Here is a 20,115-nt window from a genome sequence, read left to right as displayed (position 1 = left end):
CCGTAAATGCGTATAAAAAAAACACACCGGCGGAACATACTACTGTCCCGCAGATGTGCAAAAATTGCAATCCGCTGCCGTTCGTTGGACGGCCCAGCCCCACGCCCATTCGGGCATCGCCTGCTCAGTTTGTACTGTTGATCTCGAATTCCATTGGAATATAATGCAGTGCAAAGAGATTTATATATTATATGAAGAGGAATAGAAAATGTCAACTACTTTATTTGAATAAATTCCATTCTCCGTCTTGACGTGTGACGGAAGAATTACGTATAATTAATAAATTGAAGGATAGAAGGGATACTGTGTGCATGGGAGATTCAATTAATAAATGTGATTGTCAGGCGATTAACGAGGAATTGGCGGAAAGAGTGAAATCAGAAATGGAAGACGACGGCTGTTTTTCCCTCCTTTCTGCATTTTTTAAAATAATCAGCGATGATACCAGAATAAAGATTATGTATGCGTTATCAAAAAGTGAATTATGTGTAAATGATCTGGCTGTAATTCTAGATATGACGAAATCTGCAATCTCTTATCAATTAAGGCTTCTTAAGGGGTCAGGCCAGGTAAAATCCAGAAAAGAAGGTAAATTTGTCTATTATTCGTTAGACGATGAACACGTATTTGAAATCATAGAGAATGCTTTAATTCATGTGAAGCACCAAAAATAGGATACCATACAGCGCCTTTGCTATTGCATGAGGCGCTGTATTAAAATTTTATCCAATGATCATATTTTTCTCATAATATTTTGATATGATTGGAGATAAAAAGGGAGGAATCAGGTATGAAGAAGAACAGGACAATCCTAATTGTGGATGATGAAGAAAAAATAGTGGAGGTATTGAAGGCGTATTTAGAGAAAGCGGAATATGAGATCCTTTATGCCTATGATGGAGCAACGGCTATACAGCTGTTTCGGGAAAATGACGTATCCTTGATGTTGTTGGACTTAATGCTGCCGGATATGATGGGAGAAGATGTGTGCCATATGATCCGGCTTCACTCCCGGGTGCCGATTATCATGCTGACAGCCAAAACAGAGGAAAAGGATTTAATAAACGGACTTAAGATGGGGGCAGATGATTATATATTTAAACCGTTTAGTCCAAGAACAGTAGTGGCTAAAGTCGAAGCAGTTCTAAGAAGAGTGGAAAGCGATCAGTTAACAGGAGTGCCTGTGTCATTTCATCAGGGAGATCTGGTCATTGATTTCAAAAATGGAGATGTAAGGGTGCGGGGAGAAGATGCAGGTCTGACGCCTACCGAGTATAAGATTCTGATTACCCTGGCAAAAGCCCCTAACCGGATTTTCACAAGAGAACAGCTGATTATGTACGCCCTTGATAATAATTTTGACGGTTATGACAGAAGTATCGATACTTATATAAAAAGTATTCGTACAAAGATAGAGCATGACAGGAAAAAACCGGTCTATATTCTCACAGTTCACGGGATGGGATATAAATTTGCCGGAGAAAAACCATGAAAAGAACGTTAAAGAACACACTGATTTTATCCTATTCTGTTCTGGCATTGCTGATTGTTTTCGGGTTGAGTTTTTTGTTTAATCTGACAGCAGACAAAATATTTGAAGAATATGCAAAGAAGCAGCATAAAAACCAGACTCAGCAGATTATTTCACAAATTGATCAGCTTTATCTTCCTGCTTCCGGTACCTATGATTTGGAAGGTCTTAAAATAATCGGATATGCCACGTTACAGAACGGAATCCTGATTCATGTACAGACGATCAACAAAGAAATCGATTGGGATATAAAAAACCATAGAAGACAGGAATGCAATATGGTACTCAGCCATGCAAAAGATCTGATGCAAAGCAGGTATCCCAATTTTAATGGAAGTTATCTGGAAGAGACCTATCCTCTGTCATATGAAGGTGCAAAAACAGGAACTCTGAAAATAGGCTACTATGGTCCCTATTCCCTCAGTGATGATGAGCTGGATTTGCTGAAGAGTTTAAACCATTCCCTTGTATTAATCGGCTGTGCAGCCCTTTTTGTAGTCATTGTTTTAGGATTTTTAATAGCCCGGTCAGTGTCAGAACCAATTACCAGCGTCATCGATGTGGCTCAGAGAATAGCCGGGGGAGAGTACGGTGCTCTGGTAGAGAAAAAATCTCCGGTGCAGGAAACAAGCAGGATGATTGAATCCATTAATGAAATGTCACTGGCTCTGAAACTGGAAGAAAAACAGAAAAGCCAGATCACATCCGATGTGGCCCATGAACTCAGAACACCATTAGCCAACCTACAAAGCCATATGGAAGCCATGATAGACGGAGTATGGGATCCGACGACGGACCGGCTGGAGAGCTGCCATGGAGAAATTCTGCGTCTGGTAGGGATTGTTGAGCAGTTAAAGGAACTGTACGATTTAGAGAACAGAAATCAGGCTCTGGATCAGTCGGAGTTTGAATTCGGAGATCTATGCAGGGCAGTATTTCGGGATTTTGAGATAACTGCAAAAGAAAAACAGATCAGCCTGATTCAGATTCTTCCAGACAAAGCTCCGGTTTATGGAGATTATTACCGTTTAAAGCAATGTATGGTAAATCTTATTTCCAATGCACTGGCTTATACCGGCCAGGGAGGAGAAATTACAGTAGAATACCACAACCGGGAAAGTGAGGTTCGGATTATGGTCTCCGACAACGGAATTGGAATACCCGGGGAAGAACTGCCCTATTTATTCGACCGTTTTTACCGGGTTGATAAGTCAAGAAGCAAGAAGACGGGGGGAATGGGAATCGGATTGTCCATTACAAAGGCAATTGTTGAAAATCATGGAGGAAGGATTGAAGCAGCAAACCGGCCAGAAAAAGGGGCTGTATTTACAATGATTCTGCCCTGTTAATATCGTGGAAAAAGAGCACCGTCAGCAGACTGCTGACGGTGCTTTTTCCATCTCCATAAAATCCCCATATTTATATGATAAATTGAAAAACGAGTCTGAATATCGCCTATGGTGAAAAAGGAGAGTGTAAAATATGCGCCAGGATGGCGGTAGAGAAAAAAGGAAATACGGAAAACGGAGTAAGGTAAAAAACAGTAACAGGACACTGCCGGTAATACTTGCGGGATGTATCTTTGCTATGGCAGCACTTTCACTGACGTTTGCTTTCTATCGAAAAGAAAAACAAAAAGACACAGAAAGCCTGGCCGTTTCCCAGGGAAAAGAAATTATCATAGAAACAGAGACAGAAAAGAAGATTCCTGATGATCTGAAAATCGATGGGATTTCTCTTACAGGGCTAAACAAAAAAGAGGCGAAAGAGAAATTGCTGGATCAATATCCATGGGGTTTAAAACTGAAGTATAAGGAACAGACAATAGCCTTAAAAAATCCGCTGACCGGGCTTATTGACCAGCAGCTGGAGGATATTTTTTCACAGAATAAAGGCGGTGAATATAATCTGGACTTGACGGCTGCGAAAGAGGATGTGGTACTTCAGGTGGAAGATGCCGCCGCTAAGTGGAATAAAAAGCCCAGAAATGCCCAGCTGACAGGTCGTGACAATAAGAATAACACCTGGATCTATTCAGAAGGCGAGAGCGGAATCCAGATTGATGAAGAAAAAACAGTTAACAAGATCATGAAGCTTATTACGGAAAAGAGTTTTCAAGGGGATGTGGAAGCGGAGACAGTAGTAACATCTCCGGAATTAACTGTTTCCAAAGCCAGAGAAGCTTACCAGGTAATTGGTACGTTTACCACAACTGCCACAAGTAATCAAAATAGAAACAATAATATCCAGCTGGCGGTAAATGCATTAGATGGTCTTATTATTAATCCGGGAGAGGAATTTTCGTTTAATAAAACCACTGGGAACCGTACGGTAGAGCGTGGGTATAAACCGGCAGGAGCTTATCGAAACGGCGAATTTGTAGAAGAACCGGGAGGCGGTGTATGTCAGGTATCCTCTACTCTTTACAATGCAATCATTGGTTCAGGATTAACAACAACGGAGCGCCACCCTCACAGTTTTGAGCCTTCTTATGTAATCCCTGGAGAAGATGCGATGGTAAGTTATGATGGTTATAGCGGACCGGATCTTCGCTTTATTAATAACGATACCACTTCCCTTGCAATACGGGCTGTTTTTAAAGATAAGAAGATAACCATTTCCATAATTGCAAGACCGGTTCTGGAAAAAGGAGTTACGGTATCCATGCGCTCTGAGAAGACAAAAGAGTATGATCCGCCAGAGCCAAAATACGAGGAAGACCAGACCCTTAACTCAGACCAGAATGTGGTAATTACACAAGGGGTTAAGGGAAGTACCTGGAAAACCTATTTAGTCACATCAAAAAGTGGCGGAAAGGCAGAAGAAGTCTATCTTCATACCAGTACTTATAAAGGAAAGCCAGGTCTGGTAAAAAGGAATACAACTGGTGTTGTAATTCCGGCGGAAACAAAGGAGACCATCAAAGAGACGGTCAGAGAGACCGTTATAGAGGAACCACCTGTGCCATCACAAGAACAGGAAACGGAAGCGGTCGTAAGTCCTTCCATTGCAGAAACGAAAGAGAGCAAAGCCCAGGTCCTGGGACCTGGGGTATAATCATACATCGGACAACGGAAAGGATTAAAAATACAGCATGTTGAATATCATAAAAGAACATAAGCAGGCAGTGGTTTTTCTCATTGCAGCTGCATTGCTGGCAGCAGTCTACGCTATATTTATATATAGTCGCCCCACAGCAAACTCTCCGACCCAGCAGAAAGAAGCAGCAGCTGCTGCAGACGAGAGCAGTCCGGTTGTAAAGCTGGAAACAGAAAGTGAACCGGTTTTGCCTGCGACAGAAAGTGAAGCACAGAAAATTCCCATGCCGGAAAATTTAAAAGAAGGTATGGAGCATCCTTTTGTTGCAGAATTACAGGAACGGCTGATGGAACTGGGATTTATGGAAAATGATGAGCCCACTCAGTTCTACGGGCCTGTAACTGCGGGAGCCATAAAGACCTATCAAAGGCAGAATAATCTGACTCAGGATGGAGTTGCGGGACAGGAGACACTGGCAGCCCTTTTTTCTGAGGGAGCAAAATATTATGCAGTGTCTCTGGGAATCTCCGGAGAAGATGTAAAACGAATCCAGAACAGACTGTATGAGCTGGGTTATCTGACTAAGAAAGAAGAAGTGAACGGAGATTTTAATGAAGAAACCCAGAAAGCAGTCATTAAGCTTCAGGAGCTGAACCAGCTGTCAATAGACGGAAAGGTTGGGCGGCAGACAATTAATCTGCTCTACAGCGAAGAGGTAAAACCCGATTATCTGGCGTATGGAGAGAAGAATGATGTCGTTCTTGAAGCTCAGAAGCGTTTAAAAAGCCTTGGTTACCTAACAACAGTGCCTGACGGCAATTATGGGAATGACACGGTTATGGCGGTAAAACAGTTCCAGTCCAGAAACGATCTGGTTGTAGACGGATTTTTAGGCCCTTCCACAAGAATTGCTTTAGAACAAGGGGAAGCTACGCCCAATGGGATTGTACTGGGAGAGCAGGGAGAGAGCGTAAAACGGATTCAGGAGCTTTTAAACAAATACGGATATCTGTCTTCTTCCAATGCTACCGGTTACTTTGGAGAGATAACAGAGCAGGCAGTGAAGCGGTTTCAGACGGACAATGGTCTGAAATCAGACGGATCGGTTGGAGTACAGACGCTTTCTCTGCTGACAGGAGATAAGGGAGTGAAAGCGGGCACGGGTTCCCGCCCCAGTGCAGGAGAGTCAGGCAATAGCGGCGGAGGCAAAACGGTAAATGGAAATATAAAAGCATTGATTGATGTTGCGGCATCAAAGGTGGGTTCAAAATATGTATGGGGGTCAAATGGACCAAGTTCCTTTGACTGTTCCGGCTTTGTTTACTGGAGTCTGAATCAGGTCGGAGTAAGACAGAGCTACCTTACCTCGAGCGGGTGGAAAAGCATGGGGAAATATAAACGCATTTCCAATTATGACGATATAAAGCCAGGTGATATTGTTGTGGAAAAGGGTCATATGGGAATCGCCGCAGAGGGCGGAAAGGTGATTGATGCTTCCTCAGGCAACGGAAAAGTAGTTTACCGGCAGCGTTCTGACTGGTGGAGAAACAACTTTATTGTGGCGTGGAGAATATTCGAATAGGAAAATTATTTATCTTGCTAAATTCATTCTTTTGTATTATACTATGGACAAATGGATGGTGATTGCATTTGCAAGCTATACCTGTTTATTATGTTATTGTGGCATTTTTTGCCCATAATACATGATAAACAGGTTTTTTTTCGCCAAAAACAGGAACTTGAGGATTATTATTACATTGGACAGGGGTGAGAAGCATGATCATTTACAAAATTTTTAATAACAACGCAGTCGTTATCAGAGATGAAAATGGGGTGGAGAAGGTTGTTATGGGCTGCGGTCTGGCATTTAAAAAGAAGAATGGAGATGAGCTTGATGAAAGCAAAATCGATAAGATCTTTGTTTTGTCTGATCCCCTAATAAACAACCGGTTTCAGGAGCTGGTCGCCAACATTCCCATCGGCTATGTGGAGCTGGGAGAAGAGCTGATTGAATATGCTTCCAAGGTATTAGAGGCAGACTTAAATGATACCATTCATCTATCGTTAATCGATCACATTTATTCTGCTGTGAAACGGTTCCAGGAAGGAATCACAATAAAAAACGCCATTTTATGGGATATTAAGAAGTTTTATAAGAAAGAGTTTGAAATTGGTTTAAAAGCACTGGATATGATTGAAAAACGTTTTTCAATCCGCCTGCCGGAAGATGAAGCGGGATTTATCGCCATTCATTTTGTGGAAGCTGTTACAAAAAAAGGTTCCGAAGAGATTCATCAGGTTGCGGAACTGATCTCAGAGATCACCAATATTGTTTCCTATAATTTTCACCTGTTTTTTAAAGAAGACTCCTTATATTATTACCGTTTTATCACGCACCTGAAGTTTTTTGCCCAGAGACTTCTGGAGGGGAAAACCTATCTTGATGATGAGCAGGATGATCTGCTGTTAATCATTAAGAAAAAATATGTGAATGCCTATGAGTGTGCGGAAAAGATTTGTGAGTTTCTCAGAAAGAAATATAACTACCAGGTATCCAATGATGAAAAACTGTATTTAACGCTTCACATTGAACGAGTTGTTTATAAGACTGTTTTATGACAAGATGGTTACATTAGGTTGGCTAAACTTTCATATTTCAAATAAAAAAGAAAAATGGAGGATTTAACAATGGGAAAATATGACCTGTTGGCAAAAGACATTATCAAAAAAGTCGGCGGCAAGGATAACATTATAAGCCTTGTACACTGCGTAACCCGTCTGCGCTTTCAATTAAAAGATGAAAGCCTTGCAGATGATGAAGCATTGAAACAGACAGAAGGTATCATAACAGTGATGCGAAGCTCCGGTCAGTATCAGGTTGTCATCGGAAACCATGTTCCACAGGTTTTTACAGATGTATGTAAAATCGCAAATATTTCATCAGAGAAAGAGTCGGAAAAAAAGAAGATGAGTTTCCGGGAGAAATCACTGGATCTGATCTCCGGGATTATGATGCCAGCAATCGGAATCCTTTGTGCCTGCGGTATGTTAAAAGGATTTAACTCCATCCTATCCTACCTGGGACTTTATTCCAATGAAGACGGTATTTATATTCTTCTCAATGCAATCGGAGATTCCATCTTTTATTTCTTCCCGGTTGTTATCGGTTACAACACCGCAAAGAAAATAGAGATGAATCCGTTCCTGGGTCTGATCATAGGAGCCGCTCTGTGTTACCCAACCATTAACGGCGTGGATGTGCCTCTGTTTGGACATGTGTTTAATGCAACTTATACGTCCACACTGCTTCCAGTCATATTAATCGTAGCTGTAGCAAAGCCTTTGGAGAGCTTTTTTAACCGGATAATCCCGGATATGGTGAAAACCTTTATCACACCAATGCTTGTGCTGTTAATATCAGTTCCTCTTGGTTATGTGGTAATCGGGCCTCTTGCCAACATGCTGTCCAATGGTATTTCACAGGCGGTATTGTCTGTATATAAACTAAGCCCAATCGCTGCCGGATTTTTAGTAGGCGGATTCTGGCAGGTAATGATTGTATTTGGTGTTCATATTGTACTGGTTGTGCTGTGCATTACAAATATTATATCAGGAACTCCGGATCCGATCCTGGCATTTACCACCTTTGTTACCTTTACAACAACCGGTATGGTTTTCGCTATGTGGCTGAAAACAAAGGATAAGGGCTTAAAGCAGATTGCACTTCCTGCATGGATTTCAGGTTTTTTCGGAGTGACGGAACCGGCTATTTACGGAATTTTACTTCCCAGAATGAAACATTTCGTTCTTTCCTGCCTCTGTGGAGCTGTCGCTGGTGCAGCAACGGCCGCTTTAGGATTAAAATATCACACAATGGCAGGTATGGGGCTGTTTGAGATTCCGGCACTGCTTGATCCGGCACAGCCGGGAGTAAGTCTGGTGAGAGCAGTAATTGCTGCAGGGATTTCACTGGTAATTGGTTTTGTTGTTTCTTTCGTAACCTTTAAAGACGAAGAACCTTCTCAGACGAAAGGGGAAGAAAGTGAATCTGAAAAATGTAAAAAAGAAGTGATTGCATCCCCGTTAACCGGTAAAGTCAAACCCCTCAGTCAGATTGAGGACGCGGCATTTTCCAATGAGACGATTGGAAAAGGGGTTGCAATTACACCTTCAGAGGGAAAAGTGACGGCTCCATTTAACGGCACGGTTATGATGCTGTTTCCAACAAAGCATGCCATAGGACTTATGTCTGATCAGGGCTGTGAAGTAATCATCCACATTGGAATGGATACGGTTCGTTTAGACGGAAAACATTTTGATGCCCATGTGAAAGAGGGCGACAAGGTGAAAAAAGGAGATCTTTTGATTACCTTTGATAAAGATGCAATAGAAAAAGAAGGATATTCTCTTGATACCCCGGTTATCGTGACTAATACAAATGATTATATGGATATTATTGCAATGATGGAAGGCGGTTCAACCGTCCGCCGCGGTGATGATTTCATTGCCATATTATAACAGACAGGAGGAATGAAATTGTTTCCAGATAAATTTTTATGGGGTGGTGCTGTTGCAGCCAACCAGTGTGAGGGAGCCTGGGAGGCTGATGGAAAAAAAGAGAGCATCTGTGATCATTTGACGGCAGGATCCCTTAATAAGAACAGGGTTTTTACCTCTGAAATTCGTAAGGAGGAACGTTATCCCAGCCATACCGCAGTTGATTTCTACCACCACTACAAAGAAGATATCGCATTGTTTGCAGAAATGGGGTTCAAGGTATTCCGGCTTTCCATCGCCTGGAGCAGAATTTTCCCAAATGGAGATGATGAAATTCCCAATGAGGAAGGATTGCAATTCTATGACCGGGTTTTTGACGAGTGCCGCAGGTACGGAATTGAACCAATGGTGACACTGAGCCATTTTGAGATACCGTACCACCTGGTAAAAGCATACAAAGGATTCACAGATCGCAGAGTAATCGGTTTTTTTGAACGCTATGTAAGGTGCGTAATGGAGCGGTATCAGGATAAGGTAAGGTATTGGCTTACCTTTAATGAAATCAATTTTGCCACCATGCCAATGGGTAATCTTGAGGTGCTTGGCATTATTAACCGGGAAGACGATGAGGTGGCAAATCCCTTAGATGATAAAAACCTCCGCTTTCAGGCACTCCATCACGTGTTTCTTGCCAGTGCAAGAGCGGTGGCGGCAGCGAGAGAAATCAATCCGGAATTTAAAGTGGGCTGTATGATTGCTCATATCACCATGTATCCGTTAACTTCCAGACCGGAGGATATGCTTCTTCTGCAGGAACTTGATCATTTAATTAATGACTTCTGTGCAGATGTTCAGGTAAAGGGAAGTTATCCCGGATATGCACTGCGCTATCTGGAAGAGAATCAGATTCAGCTGGCTGTTGAACCGGAGGATGAGGCTGTATTAAGAAATGGCTGCGTTGACTTTTATTCATTCTCTTATTATATGAGTAACTGCGTCACGACTGAGGAAGGTCATACCACCACACTTGGAAACCTGTTGGGAGGAGTGAAAAATCCCTACCTGGAAACAAGTCAGTGGGGCTGGCAGATTGATCCCAAAGGTCTCAGGTATACGCTTAATAAGATTCAGGACCGTTATGGGATTCCGATTTTCATTGTTGAAAACGGACTTGGTGCGGTTGATCAGCCCGATGACAATGGATTTATTCGTGATGATTACAGAATTAACTATTTAAGACAGCACATAACTGAAATGGAACGTGCCGTTAACAGTCATGTAAATCTCATGGGATATACCGTATGGTCCGCTCTTGATATCGTCAGCTCGGGTACTGGTGAAATGAAAAAACGGTATGGCTTTATCTATGTGGATAAGGACGATCAGGGAAATGGAACAATGAAACGGGTCAGAAAAAAATCATTCTACTGGTACAAAAAAGTGATTGAAACCAATGGGGGAGATTTAACGGATATAGAACTATAATAACAGGGACATGCCGGGGGTGTTATCTTCCGGTATGTCCCTGTTTTGTAATATACTATTGACAGAAATTCAAACCGGGAGTACTATCTATTTAGAATAATATCTAAATAGATTGGAGGATCATATTGGGCTTTCCAGATACGTTTAAGGCTCTCTCAGATCCCGCCAGACGGGAGATTCTAATGATGCTGAGAAACGGCCGTTTATCTGCGGGACAGATTGCAGAAAAATTTGATATGACAAATGCTACGATTTCATACCACCTCACTCAGTTGAAAAAGGCGGATCTGGTATTTGAATCTAAGCACAAGAATTTTGTTTATTATGAACTGAATACATCGGTATTTGAGGAGCTGATGCTTTGGCTGTCTCAATTTAAGGGAAAGGACAAGACTGATGAAGAATAAAAAAACAATTATTATAACCTCTGTTTTGTGTATGCTTCCGGAGATTCTCTCTGTAATACTTTATAAAAGGCTGCCGGAGCAAATCCCGGTACACTGGAACAGCGCAGGTGAAATTAACGGATATCTTCCCAAAGCCATGGCTGCATTTGGAATGCCATTTGTATTTCTGCTGCTCAACTTCCTGGCAAGCATTCGTCTGCTCTATGATCCCAGATGGAGGGGGCAGTCCAGGGCACTCCGCGTAATTGGAATCTGGATGGTACCTCTTATTTCCCTGGTCATGATACCCGCTACGCTTCTTATGTCACTTGGTGTTAAATTTCCAATCATGTCATTCTCCTTTTATTTAACAGGCATTGTGCTTATTATAACTGGTAACTACTTACCGAAGAGCAGAAGAAATTACGTAATGGGAGTGAGACTTCCCTGGACGTTAGATAATCCGGATAACTGGAATAAAACAAACCGGCTGGCCGGTCATATGATGGTGGCCGGAGGTCTCCTCCTCCTGGTAAGCGGTTACCTGCATCTGACTGCTGCTTTCCATGGAGTCTCTGTCCTTATTTTCATAGTGGTTCTAATCGTTGTGATACCTACTATTTATTCCTTTGCCCTATATAAAAAAGAGCAGGATACAGGTAAATTATAAGCTGCAGAAAAGGATGAAAATTATGTCGTCTTCCCTTATTACCAAGAATGCCCTGGCACAGTCATTAAAATCTCTGATGATGCATCACTCATTGAATAAAATATCGGTGAAAATGGTAACCGATGCCTGCGGTGTGACAAGACATACCTTTTACAATCATTTTCATGATGTTTATGAGCTGCTAGACTGGATATTTGAGAATGAAGTAATTGATGAACTGGATGAACACTGCCGTCTGTCCAACTGGAAGGAAGGGCTTATGATTGTACTCAATTATACTCAGGAAAACCGTGTAATCTGCACCAATACCTGCAGATCTATGGGACGTGAGCACCTGGAACTGTTTCTGTACAAAACTTTTACGAGAGCACTGACCGGGGTTATTGAGGATATTTCCAAAGACTTAACCACAGTTGTGGAAGAGAACATCAAAAAGGAAGTATCGGAATTTTATTCCTATGCAATCACTGGTGAATTTTTAAAATGGATCAATAATGGTATGAAAGAATCAAAAGAAGATGTTGCAGACAGGATTGCCAGAATGCTTGACGGAACGATTCTTTATATGATAAAGAAAATAACAGCCTGACGATGATTTTTTCACACTTTTGATAAACTGTGAAAAAATGATACAGATAAAAATTCTGTTCATTGAAAGAGAAGGCTGAAATAAGTAAAATCACCTTGTAAATGATAATCAAACGAGCATCACTGATTTATTAGGAAAGGGGATTTTATTATGAACAACTATCAAAGAATCAACCCAAAAGCACCCCACAATATTGAAAAAAGAAACGCCTATTTATTGGGAGGCGGAATTGGTTCACTGTCCGCAGCCGCATTCCTTTTAAGGGATGCTCATATGCCAGGAAAAAACATTCATATACTGGAACAGCTGGAGGTTTCGGGAGGCTCTATGGACGGGGCCGGTACTGCCGAAACAGGATATACGGCACGAGGCGGAAGGGAAATTGAAGAACATTTTGAGTGCTTCATGGAACTGTTCAGCTTTATTCCTTCTTTAAAGGATAAATCAATCAGCGTTTTAGATGAATTTGTTCAGTTAAATAAAGAGGAGCCCATTCTATCTCATTGCAGATTAGTGGAAAATCAGGGTCAAAAAGCGGATTTCTCTGATTTGGGCTTATCCACACCCAATGCCATGGAGCTGGCAAAACTCCATATGCTGACGGAAGATGCACTTGGAGCCACAACCATAGAAGAGTTTTTCAGCGAAAGCTTCTTTGAAACAAAATTCTGGTATTACTGGGCAACCATGTTTGCATTTGAAAAATGGCACAGCGTAGTAGAAGTGAAACGCTATATGGAGCGGTTTATGCACCTGATTGGAGGTATGAACCGGCTGGATGGGATACTTCACACAGAATATAATCAGTATGATTCTCTGATTCTTCCGTTAATTACCTGGCTGAAGGAACAGAATGTTTCCTTTGAATATGGCTGCAAGGTGACTGACATTGATTTTAATATTTCAGGAAATGAAAAAACAGCCACTGCGATTCATCTGATCCGAGCTGGAAAAGAAGATGTGATTGAAGTGGCAGAAGATGATTTAGTACTGTTTACAAATGGTTCCATGACTGAAAATACCACCAGAGGCGATTTAAACCACCCGGCTGTGCTCAATCGTTCTGAGGAAAAAGGGTGTTTTAGCGTATGGAAAAAGATTGCTGCAAAATCACCGGATTTCGGACACCCGGAAAAATTCTGTGAAGATATTGATAAATCCAAATGGATGTCCTTTACCGTAACATTAAAAGACGATGATACGGTATTCCCTTATCTCTATCAGCTGACTGGCGATAAACCAGGAATGGGAGGTCTGGTTACAATTAAAGATTCCAGCTGGTTTATGAGCTGGGTTGTGCCAAAACATCCCCATTTCATCAATCAGCCCGATGATGTCAAGGTTCTCTGGGCTTATGCACTGAATATGGACGTTCCCGGAGATTATGTAAAGAAGACATTTTCAGAATGTACCGGCCGTGAGATGTTGGAAGAGCTGCTGTATCATATGGGACTAGAAGAGAAAATACCGGAGATACTGTCACATACAGTCAATGTGATACCAAGCATGATGCCTTATATAACCGCCCAGTTTATGCCCCGGGTTGCCGGTGACAGACCGGCGGTAATTCCACAGGGAAGCAAAAACTTTGGATTCCTGGGGCAGTTTGCAGAAGTACCCGGCGATTGTGTATTTACTGTGGAATACTCAGTCAGAAGCGCAATGATGGCGGTATATGGTCTGATGGATCTTGGAAAAGAAGTGGATCCGGTCTACCCATCCCAATATGATATCCGGGTTCTGATCAATGCAGCCAAGACATGTCTGGGGGTAGATAAGCTTCCTCTGAAGAATATTCCTCTTGGACAGCTGATCATGAATACCGAACTTAGTAAGCTGCTTTAACTATAACAGAATAATCAGTCAGCCGCATGGCTTTTGTATTGTATTACAGAAGCCATGCGGTTTTTTCGTTCTATCAGCAGACTGTTTATCAGGTTATTGTCTCCTGGGCAGGCAGAAGGCGGGAGGAATGCTTTGCGGATAGTGAAAAATGTTTTCAGGATCGTATTTCGCCTTCACTTCAGTCAGCCTTTCAAAATTTCTTCCGTAATAGGCTTTAGACCAGTTTTTTATGGAAAGGTCGGGAGTATTAACATATACACCTTTTGTAAATGGTTCCATATCCTTTCTAAATTCCCTTACCCACCGGATCCCTGGATCTGCTCCCTCTGGTGTTTTCCAGGTGGAGAAAAAAGAGATGTTTGAAAGTGCCTTACGGTAAAAATATGCCGTGGCGTCATTGGGAACTTCTGCAACTGCCCCTCCCAGACCATGGAAAAATACAGAGGCAGAATAGGTGGGAGGACGGTTAATATAGCGTTCAATAATATTGATTGCTTCATCAGGCAGCAATTCATATAAAAAGGGTCCCACGCTTTTGAATGGCTCTGGGGAATCTGGCTGAGTGGCGGCTATTTTTGCAGCTGCCTCCACCCAGGGGATCTCTTCAATGTACACGCTCTGAGGGGAACCAGTTTCAAGCAGAGGACTTAAAAGAGATCGAAGTTCTGTTGAGGTACCGAGAAAAACTCCCTGCATCATGAGAAGGGTATTCTCTCCCGATGCCATGGTAAGCAGCGGAGTGAGTCTGTTGTCTGAACAGGGGAGTGTATATTTCTGCCAGATCTTAAGGACCGGTCTTAAGTCGGAAAGCGGCCAGGAGATTTGTGCATATGCAACGGTATCAATCCTGTGGGTGCGGAAACGAAACGAGGTACAGGCTCCAAAATTCCCGCCTCCGCCTCCCCGCAGAGCCCAGAACAGATCCGGATTTTCCTTGGCACTGGCATGAATCAGGCAGCCGTCAGCATTTATGATTTCAGCCTCTAACAGGTTGTCAATAATAAGACCCCATGGGCGAGACAGACTGCTTTGACCGCCGCCCTGTGTAAATCCCGCAATTCCTGTAGTGGGACAGAGACCTGGCGGGACCACAAGGCCACGTTCACCAAGCAGGATGGCCAGCTCATAATCACGAAGACCGGTCTGGACTGTGGCAGTACCGCATTTCATATTTATTTCTGCCTGCTTCATTTCGCTGACATCAATGACCAGTCCTCCATTTAAAACTGATAATCCTTCGTAATTATGACGGCCGGAGCGCAGCCTTATGGGAATATCCCGGCAGCGTGCCCACCTGATAGCATTGCTTACATCTTTGGCATTCTGTGCAAAAACGATGATAAGCGGATATTTATTAAAAAAGGTGTTAAAAACCTGACGCGCAGATGCATACTGAGGATCCTCCGGCAAAACCACTCGTCCAGTCAGTCTGGGACATTTTTCAATATACATGTCCATACCTCCTTATAGTTTGTCTGTATTACTCTTTATTATATGAATACAATTCATTGATTGTCAGCCAGGCTGTATGTACCTGATCTGCGATTAAATCCAGTATAAGTTGTAAATACAACGTATTTGTAATAATCCCTATGATATGATTTGATTGAAATAAATTAGAATTGGAGTCCGAGATGATTGATTATAGTCATGTCCTGTTGTTTTCCGGAATCAGTAATCAGGAACTGCTCCCTATGCTTGACTGTCTTGGGAGTTACAAAAAAAATTACAAAAGCGGTGAGATCATTATTCTCACTGAGGATGCTGTAAAAAGTCTGGGCATTATTCTTGGCGGTTCTGTAAAAATGATAAAGGAAGATATATGGGGAAATAAAACACTGCTGGCAGTGATGGAAGAGGGGGGACTGTTTGGGGAAATATTTACCTGCAGCCATGCACAGACGGCAACGGTGACCTTTGTCGCCGGAAAGGAAGCAAAGATTTTGTTTCTTCCCTTTGAAAAAATCTGGAACTCCTGTACCACATCCTGTGCCTGCCATCATAAGCTTATGGGAAATTTAATTTCCCTTCTTGCGGATAAGAATGTTCAGCTGATTGAAAAGCTGGAGGTGACCACAAAGAAATCGGTTCGGGAAAAAATAAGCTGCTTTCTTTCCATACAGGCGCAAAAGAATAACAGCAGATATTTTACTGTGAATATGGGGAGATTGGAGCTCTCGGAATTCCTTTGTGTAAACAGAAGTGCTCTGACAAGAGAGCTGAATCTGATGAGGTCAGAAGGGCTGATTGATTTTGACAGAAACACGTTTAAAATAATAAAAAATCAAAAAAATTAAAATTGATTGTGTTGTGTTGTAATAACAACCGACATAAATCAGGTTCGATGATATTCTTAATGAGCAACAGGGAAATAACAAAAATATGAAACGCGCACAAACTCCCAAATGGGGTGTGTATAAATTTACTTTAGGAGGTAAGGAATATGAGCATGTTTTGCTATCAGTGTCAGGAGACAGCAAAGAACACAGGATGTACAGTGAAAGGTGTATGCGGCAAGACAGAAGAGGTTGCCAAGCTGCAGGATCTGCTGATCTATGCAGTAAAAGGAATTTCTGAAGTAGTCGTAAAGACAGGAACAAACGCAGCTGATATCGCCCAGATTAATCATGAGGTGGTAAAGAGCCTTTTTATTACCATTACCAATGCAAACTTTGATGCAGCAGCAATTGAAGCACAGATCTTAAAGGTACTTGGCTTAAGAGATGAGCTGGCATCTGAAAAAGGTTATACAGGCAACAGCGATGCAGCAACCTTCCATGTAACAACCAGAGATGCTATGCTTGATAAGGCAGCTACAGTAGGCGTTCTTTCCACAGAGAATGAGGATGTACGTTCTTTAAGAGAGCTGATTATCTATGGTATTAAAGGTATGGCTGCTTATGTAGAGCACGCAATTAACCTTGGCAAAGAAAATACTGACGTCTATGGATTTATGTACAAAGGTCTGGCAGCAACCCTTGACAATACCCTTTCTGCAGATGATCTGGTTGCTTTAACCTTACAGACCGGTGAAGTTGGTGTAACAGCCATGGCTCTTCTTGATGAAGCCAACACTTCCCGTTACGGCAATCCGGAGATCACTTCCGTTAACATCGGTGTAAGAAAGAACCCGGCAATCTTAATTTCCGGTCATGACTTAGCAGATATGGAACAGCTTTTAGAGCAGACTGCCGGAACAGGCGTAGACGTTTATACCCACGGCGAGATGCTTCCGGCTCATTACTATCCTGCATTTAAGAAATATGATCATTTCGCAGGTAACTATGGAAATGCATGGTGGAAACAGTTAGAAGAATTTGAATCCTTCCATGGTCCGGTTCTCTTTACAACCAACTGTATCGTTCCTCCAAGAACTCCTGAAGCAGCAGCTAAAATCTTCACCACAGGCGCTACCGGCTTCCCAGGATGCACACATATTGAAGCAGATGAGAACGGAAAGAAAGATTTCTCCGCTATCATTGAGCTTGCAAAGACCCTTCCAAGTCCGGAAGAAATCGAAACTGGTTCCATCGTAGGCGGTTTCGCACATAATCAGGTATTTGCACTGGCTGATCAGGTGGTCGATGCTGTTAAATCCGGCGCCATCAAGAAATTCTTTGTAATGGCAGGCTGCGACGGCAGAGCAAAATCAAGAAACTACTATACCGAGTTTGCAGAGAAGCTTCCAAAGGATACTGTAATCCTGACAGCAGGCTGTGCAAAATATAAATACAATAAGCTGAATTTAGGCGATATCAATGGTATCCCCAGAGTCCTTGATGCAGGTCAGTGTAACGATTCCTATTCTCTTGCAGTCATTGCAATGAAGTTAAAGGAAATCTTTGGTCTGGCTGATATCAATGAGCTCCCTATCGCTTACAACATCGCCTGGTATGAGCAGAAGGCAGTTATCGTACTTCTTGCACTCCTTCACCTTGGCGTAAAGAACATTCACTTAGGACCCACATTACCAGGATTTTTATCTCCTAATGTTGCAAATGTGCTTGTAGATACCTTCGGTATTGCAGGAATCGGTGAAGTGGATGATGATATCGCATTATTCATGAATGCATAATTAGTCTGTTTAAAAGTCCATGGGACCTGTTGCTGATGCAGCAGCCCATGGACTTTTTTTATCAGATTACTTTTATAAAATGAGTTCAGGGTCAGAAATATCCAGTTTCAGATCCGCATCCTCCTCAGAGAGCTCTTCATCCTCCATGCCTTTTTCCACCCGGTATATACGAAAACCTGAGCTGCTATTATTCGTATTTTTAATAATTCGATAGCGATATCCAGTCTCTGATTCAGACGTTAAGCCCCCGGTTTTTACTTTTCCGTTTTCATCTACGAGAAACAGGCCTGTTCCATGATCTCCAGAAAATTCCGGAATATATACCAATTTGTATTTCATTTCTTCCTCTGCTGTGACAGCAAGTCCCTTGTAGTATAACGTTCCGTTAACGATTCCTGAGACTCCTTGCCCTTGTGAATAACCATTCTCTCTCTTTTTAGAGAAATAATATTCATATTCCGTCCCGTCATTTTTTAATGTCACTTTTCCTGTGGATTTAGCAGATTTTGATCCGAAATAATAATAGCCTTCCTTTAATGGGAAGGATCCATCTTTGTTATAGATATAAATTAAACCATCAACAAGGGTTCCTTTGGAGTTAAAAAGATACTGCTCGTCCTTAATTGTTACAAGCTGGACATAAGTCAGATCATCATCCCCACCGGATAAACCGTATTTTCCCTTTGTATCAACAGACCTTACTTCTGTGGTACGGCTGGCATTTGACTGTGTGGCTAATGATACAGAGCTTTTTGAGGCAGTGGTTATTTTACCTTTTTTATTAAAATAGTACCAGCATTCATCTTCATCCGGGTCTCCATTTAATCCTGGTGGAACGATAGAGAGCCATATATCTTTCTGGATAACCCCTACATTTTCTGCACCACAGTAAATATATCTGCTGGCGTCTTCATTATATTTATCTAACAATGCCCTGTCAGTCTGGTCGTCGACCTTTACGTATTCATCATCCGTATTATAAACCCAGCCATCCATCATTCTGCCTTCGGTATCAAAGCAGTATTCATAATCTCCAATGGTTACTGTCGTATTTCTCCGTATCTTACCATCGCTTCGGAAATTATACCAGTATTCCGCCCCGGTATTTTCCTCGTCAGAGGGGGGCGCTAACTTAAGCCAGCCGCTGGCTCTTGTTCCGTCTTCCAGGCAATAATAGGTATAATTACTGCTGATTTCGTCTGTCAGTTCGGCCGCTTCTCCATCTGTATATGTAATCCAGCCGGTCAGCATCTCCCCGGTGTCGGAAAAGAAATATTTTTTATCTCCGATCTGCTGTTTACCAGTCATCATTTCTCCATTTCGGTCAAAATAATACCAATATTGATTTTTATCAGAGAAATCATCCCAGCGTTCTGTATTGATCCATGTATTCTTCACCCGAAGACCATCGGAATCCACATAGTATTTTTCATCTCCATGAGAGATCCAGGCAGCAGTGGAGAGCTTTCCACTTTCACCAAGATAATAATACCCCTTTTCCCCTTTTTTCCATGCGGATTTTATATATTCCCCATTTTCTTCATAATGCCAGCCATATTCTGTCTCCGTCCAGCCAGCCGCTCTGGATACCATTGATGTATCTAAAATCATAATGGCTGCCGTTAAAATAATGAATGTATTTTTTGTCCGGTATATCTTCAAGTGTTACCTCCCTGGTTGTATGATCTGCAATTCGATTTTTAAAATTGCGGACTGTTTATCTCAAAATAATCACCTCCTGTTCTCTGTGTTTTTATTTACAAACATATTACGCCTATATGGTATAGTACATATTCGTTTTTGTAAAGCACATTTGTGCGTAAAACATACAAAACAGGCATTAATGATAGATTATTATTAATAAAAAACACAAATGATATTATTTATTAAGAAAGAATACTGAAATTATTATACGAGATGAAAACTGATACCATATATTACCAGACCATCAATGTTAACATAAAAAGTATTTTGCCGAAAACCTTTCATAGAATGGTT

General features: G+C 41.9%; 16 protein-coding genes and 1 riboswitch. Of the genes, 14 read left to right on the top strand and 2 right to left on the bottom strand.

Annotation, left to right across the window (positions count from 1 at the left end; genetic code table 11):
- Nucleotides 1-40: 40 nt before the first annotated feature.
- Nucleotides 41-138, bottom strand: a riboswitch (NiCo riboswitch).
- Between the two features lie 173 nt (nt 139-311).
- The 12 genes from BXY41_RS26140 to BXY41_RS26085 all read left to right on the top strand — a co-directional run bounded on the left by BXY41_RS26140 (nt 312) and on the right by BXY41_RS26085 (nt 14,042).
- Nucleotides 312-674, top strand: a complete 363-nt coding sequence (locus BXY41_RS26140) for an ArsR/SmtB family transcription factor (RefSeq protein WP_104439814.1) — start codon at nt 312-314, stop codon at nt 672-674.
- A 116-nt stretch (nt 675-790) separates the two neighbouring features.
- Complete coding sequence (locus tag BXY41_RS26135; RefSeq protein WP_104439813.1) at nt 791-1,492, top strand: response regulator transcription factor; 702 nt, start codon at nt 791-793, stop codon at nt 1,490-1,492.
- Nucleotides 1,489-2,880, top strand: coding sequence for a sensor histidine kinase (locus BXY41_RS26130; RefSeq protein WP_104439812.1), 1,392 nt, complete (start codon nt 1,489-1,491; stop codon nt 2,878-2,880). The genes BXY41_RS26135 and BXY41_RS26130 overlap by 4 nt, the downstream gene beginning before the upstream one ends.
- Nucleotides 2,881-3,013: 133 nt before the next feature.
- Nucleotides 3,014-4,588: a VanW family protein gene (locus BXY41_RS26125; RefSeq protein ID WP_104439811.1), complete on the top strand. Its 1,575-nt coding sequence runs from the start codon at nt 3,014-3,016 to the stop codon at nt 4,586-4,588.
- A gap of 37 nt (nt 4,589-4,625) precedes the next feature.
- A complete protein-coding gene (locus BXY41_RS26120; RefSeq protein WP_104439810.1) occupies nt 4,626-6,152 on the top strand; it encodes a C40 family peptidase in 1,527 nt (508 codons plus the stop codon).
- Between the two features lie 194 nt (nt 6,153-6,346).
- On the top strand, nt 6,347-7,189 hold the full coding sequence (licT, locus tag BXY41_RS26115) for a BglG family transcription antiterminator LicT (protein WP_104439809.1): 843 nt from the start codon (nt 6,347-6,349) through the stop codon (nt 7,187-7,189).
- Between the two features lie 69 nt (nt 7,190-7,258).
- A complete protein-coding gene (locus BXY41_RS26110) occupies nt 7,259-9,088 on the top strand; it encodes a beta-glucoside-specific PTS transporter subunit IIABC (RefSeq protein WP_104439808.1) in 1,830 nt (609 codons plus the stop codon).
- Nucleotides 9,089-9,100: 12 nt separating this feature from the next.
- A complete protein-coding gene (locus tag BXY41_RS26105; RefSeq protein WP_170072607.1) occupies nt 9,101-10,552 on the top strand; it encodes a glycoside hydrolase family 1 protein in 1,452 nt (483 codons plus the stop codon).
- Between the two features lie 125 nt (nt 10,553-10,677).
- Nucleotides 10,678-10,959 carry an autorepressor SdpR family transcription factor gene (locus tag BXY41_RS26100; protein ID WP_170072605.1) on the top strand — a complete coding sequence of 94 codons (282 nt, stop codon included), beginning with the start codon at nt 10,678-10,680 and terminating at the stop codon, nt 10,957-10,959.
- The gene (locus BXY41_RS26095; RefSeq protein WP_104439805.1) at nt 10,949-11,608 is read left to right on the top strand and encodes an SdpI family protein; all 660 of its coding nucleotides are present in this window, start codon (nt 10,949-10,951) and stop codon (nt 11,606-11,608) included. Before BXY41_RS26100 ends, BXY41_RS26095 begins: the two co-directional genes overlap by 11 nt.
- 22 nt (nt 11,609-11,630) lie before the next feature.
- A complete protein-coding gene (locus BXY41_RS26090; protein ID WP_104439804.1) occupies nt 11,631-12,197 on the top strand; it encodes a TetR/AcrR family transcriptional regulator in 567 nt (188 codons plus the stop codon).
- 150 nt (nt 12,198-12,347) lie between these two features.
- Nucleotides 12,348-14,042 (top strand): oleate hydratase, encoded by a 1,695-nt coding sequence (locus BXY41_RS26085; RefSeq protein WP_104439803.1) that lies wholly within the window; start codon nt 12,348-12,350, stop codon nt 14,040-14,042.
- 93 nt (nt 14,043-14,135) lie between these two features.
- Here the strand turns inward: BXY41_RS26085 and BXY41_RS26080 are convergent, their stop codons facing one another.
- The gene (locus tag BXY41_RS26080; protein WP_104439802.1) at nt 14,136-15,494 is read right to left on the bottom strand and encodes an FAD-binding oxidoreductase; all 1,359 of its coding nucleotides are present in this window, start codon (nt 15,492-15,494) and stop codon (nt 14,136-14,138) included.
- 182 nt (nt 15,495-15,676) lie between these two features.
- Between BXY41_RS26080 and BXY41_RS26075 the strand changes: the two genes are divergently transcribed.
- Nucleotides 15,677-16,339, top strand: a complete 663-nt coding sequence (locus BXY41_RS26075; RefSeq protein ID WP_104439801.1) for a Crp/Fnr family transcriptional regulator — start codon at nt 15,677-15,679, stop codon at nt 16,337-16,339.
- Between the two features lie 146 nt (nt 16,340-16,485).
- Nucleotides 16,486-18,117: a hydroxylamine reductase gene (gene hcp, locus BXY41_RS26070; protein ID WP_104439800.1), complete on the top strand. Its 1,632-nt coding sequence runs from the start codon at nt 16,486-16,488 to the stop codon at nt 18,115-18,117.
- Nucleotides 18,118-18,189: 72 nt separating this feature from the next.
- Here hcp and BXY41_RS26065 read toward each other — a convergent pair whose 3' ends face one another.
- The gene (locus BXY41_RS26065) at nt 18,190-19,779 is read right to left on the bottom strand and encodes an N-acetylmuramoyl-L-alanine amidase family protein (protein ID WP_104439799.1); all 1,590 of its coding nucleotides are present in this window, start codon (nt 19,777-19,779) and stop codon (nt 18,190-18,192) included.
- Nucleotides 19,780-20,115 lie beyond the last annotated feature (336 nt).

The sequence above is a fragment of the Lacrimispora xylanisolvens genome (genome assembly GCF_002934545.1).
In the GTDB taxonomy this organism is placed as follows: Bacteria; Bacillota; Clostridia; order Lachnospirales; family Lachnospiraceae; genus Lacrimispora; species Lacrimispora xylanisolvens.
This window is presented reverse-complemented; position numbering and strand designations above follow the sequence as displayed.

Coding starts and splice junctions, on each gene's coding strand:
- BXY41_RS26105 (WP_170072607.1), top strand. CDS start 9,101: ATGAAATTGTTTCCAGATAAATTTTTATGGGGTGGTGCTGTTGCAGCC.
- BXY41_RS26085 (WP_104439803.1), top strand. CDS start 12,348: ATGAACAACTATCAAAGAATCAACCCAAAAGCACCCCACAATATTGAA.
- BXY41_RS26090 (WP_104439804.1), top strand. CDS start 11,631: ATGTCGTCTTCCCTTATTACCAAGAATGCCCTGGCACAGTCATTAAAA.
- BXY41_RS26140 (WP_104439814.1), top strand. CDS start 312: ATGGGAGATTCAATTAATAAATGTGATTGTCAGGCGATTAACGAGGAA.
- BXY41_RS26130 (WP_104439812.1), top strand. CDS start 1,489: ATGAAAAGAACGTTAAAGAACACACTGATTTTATCCTATTCTGTTCTG.
- BXY41_RS26110 (WP_104439808.1), top strand. CDS start 7,259: ATGGGAAAATATGACCTGTTGGCAAAAGACATTATCAAAAAAGTCGGC.
- BXY41_RS26120 (WP_104439810.1), top strand. CDS start 4,626: ATGTTGAATATCATAAAAGAACATAAGCAGGCAGTGGTTTTTCTCATT.
- BXY41_RS26075 (WP_104439801.1), top strand. CDS start 15,677: ATGATTGATTATAGTCATGTCCTGTTGTTTTCCGGAATCAGTAATCAG.
- BXY41_RS26095 (WP_104439805.1), top strand. CDS start 10,949: ATGAAGAATAAAAAAACAATTATTATAACCTCTGTTTTGTGTATGCTT.
- BXY41_RS26125 (WP_104439811.1), top strand. CDS start 3,014: ATGCGCCAGGATGGCGGTAGAGAAAAAAGGAAATACGGAAAACGGAGT.
- BXY41_RS26080 (WP_104439802.1), bottom strand. CDS start 15,494: ATGTATATTGAAAAATGTCCCAGACTGACTGGACGAGTGGTTTTGCCG.
- licT (WP_104439809.1), top strand. CDS start 6,347: ATGATCATTTACAAAATTTTTAATAACAACGCAGTCGTTATCAGAGAT.
- hcp (WP_104439800.1), top strand. CDS start 16,486: ATGAGCATGTTTTGCTATCAGTGTCAGGAGACAGCAAAGAACACAGGA.
- BXY41_RS26135 (WP_104439813.1), top strand. CDS start 791: ATGAAGAAGAACAGGACAATCCTAATTGTGGATGATGAAGAAAAAATA.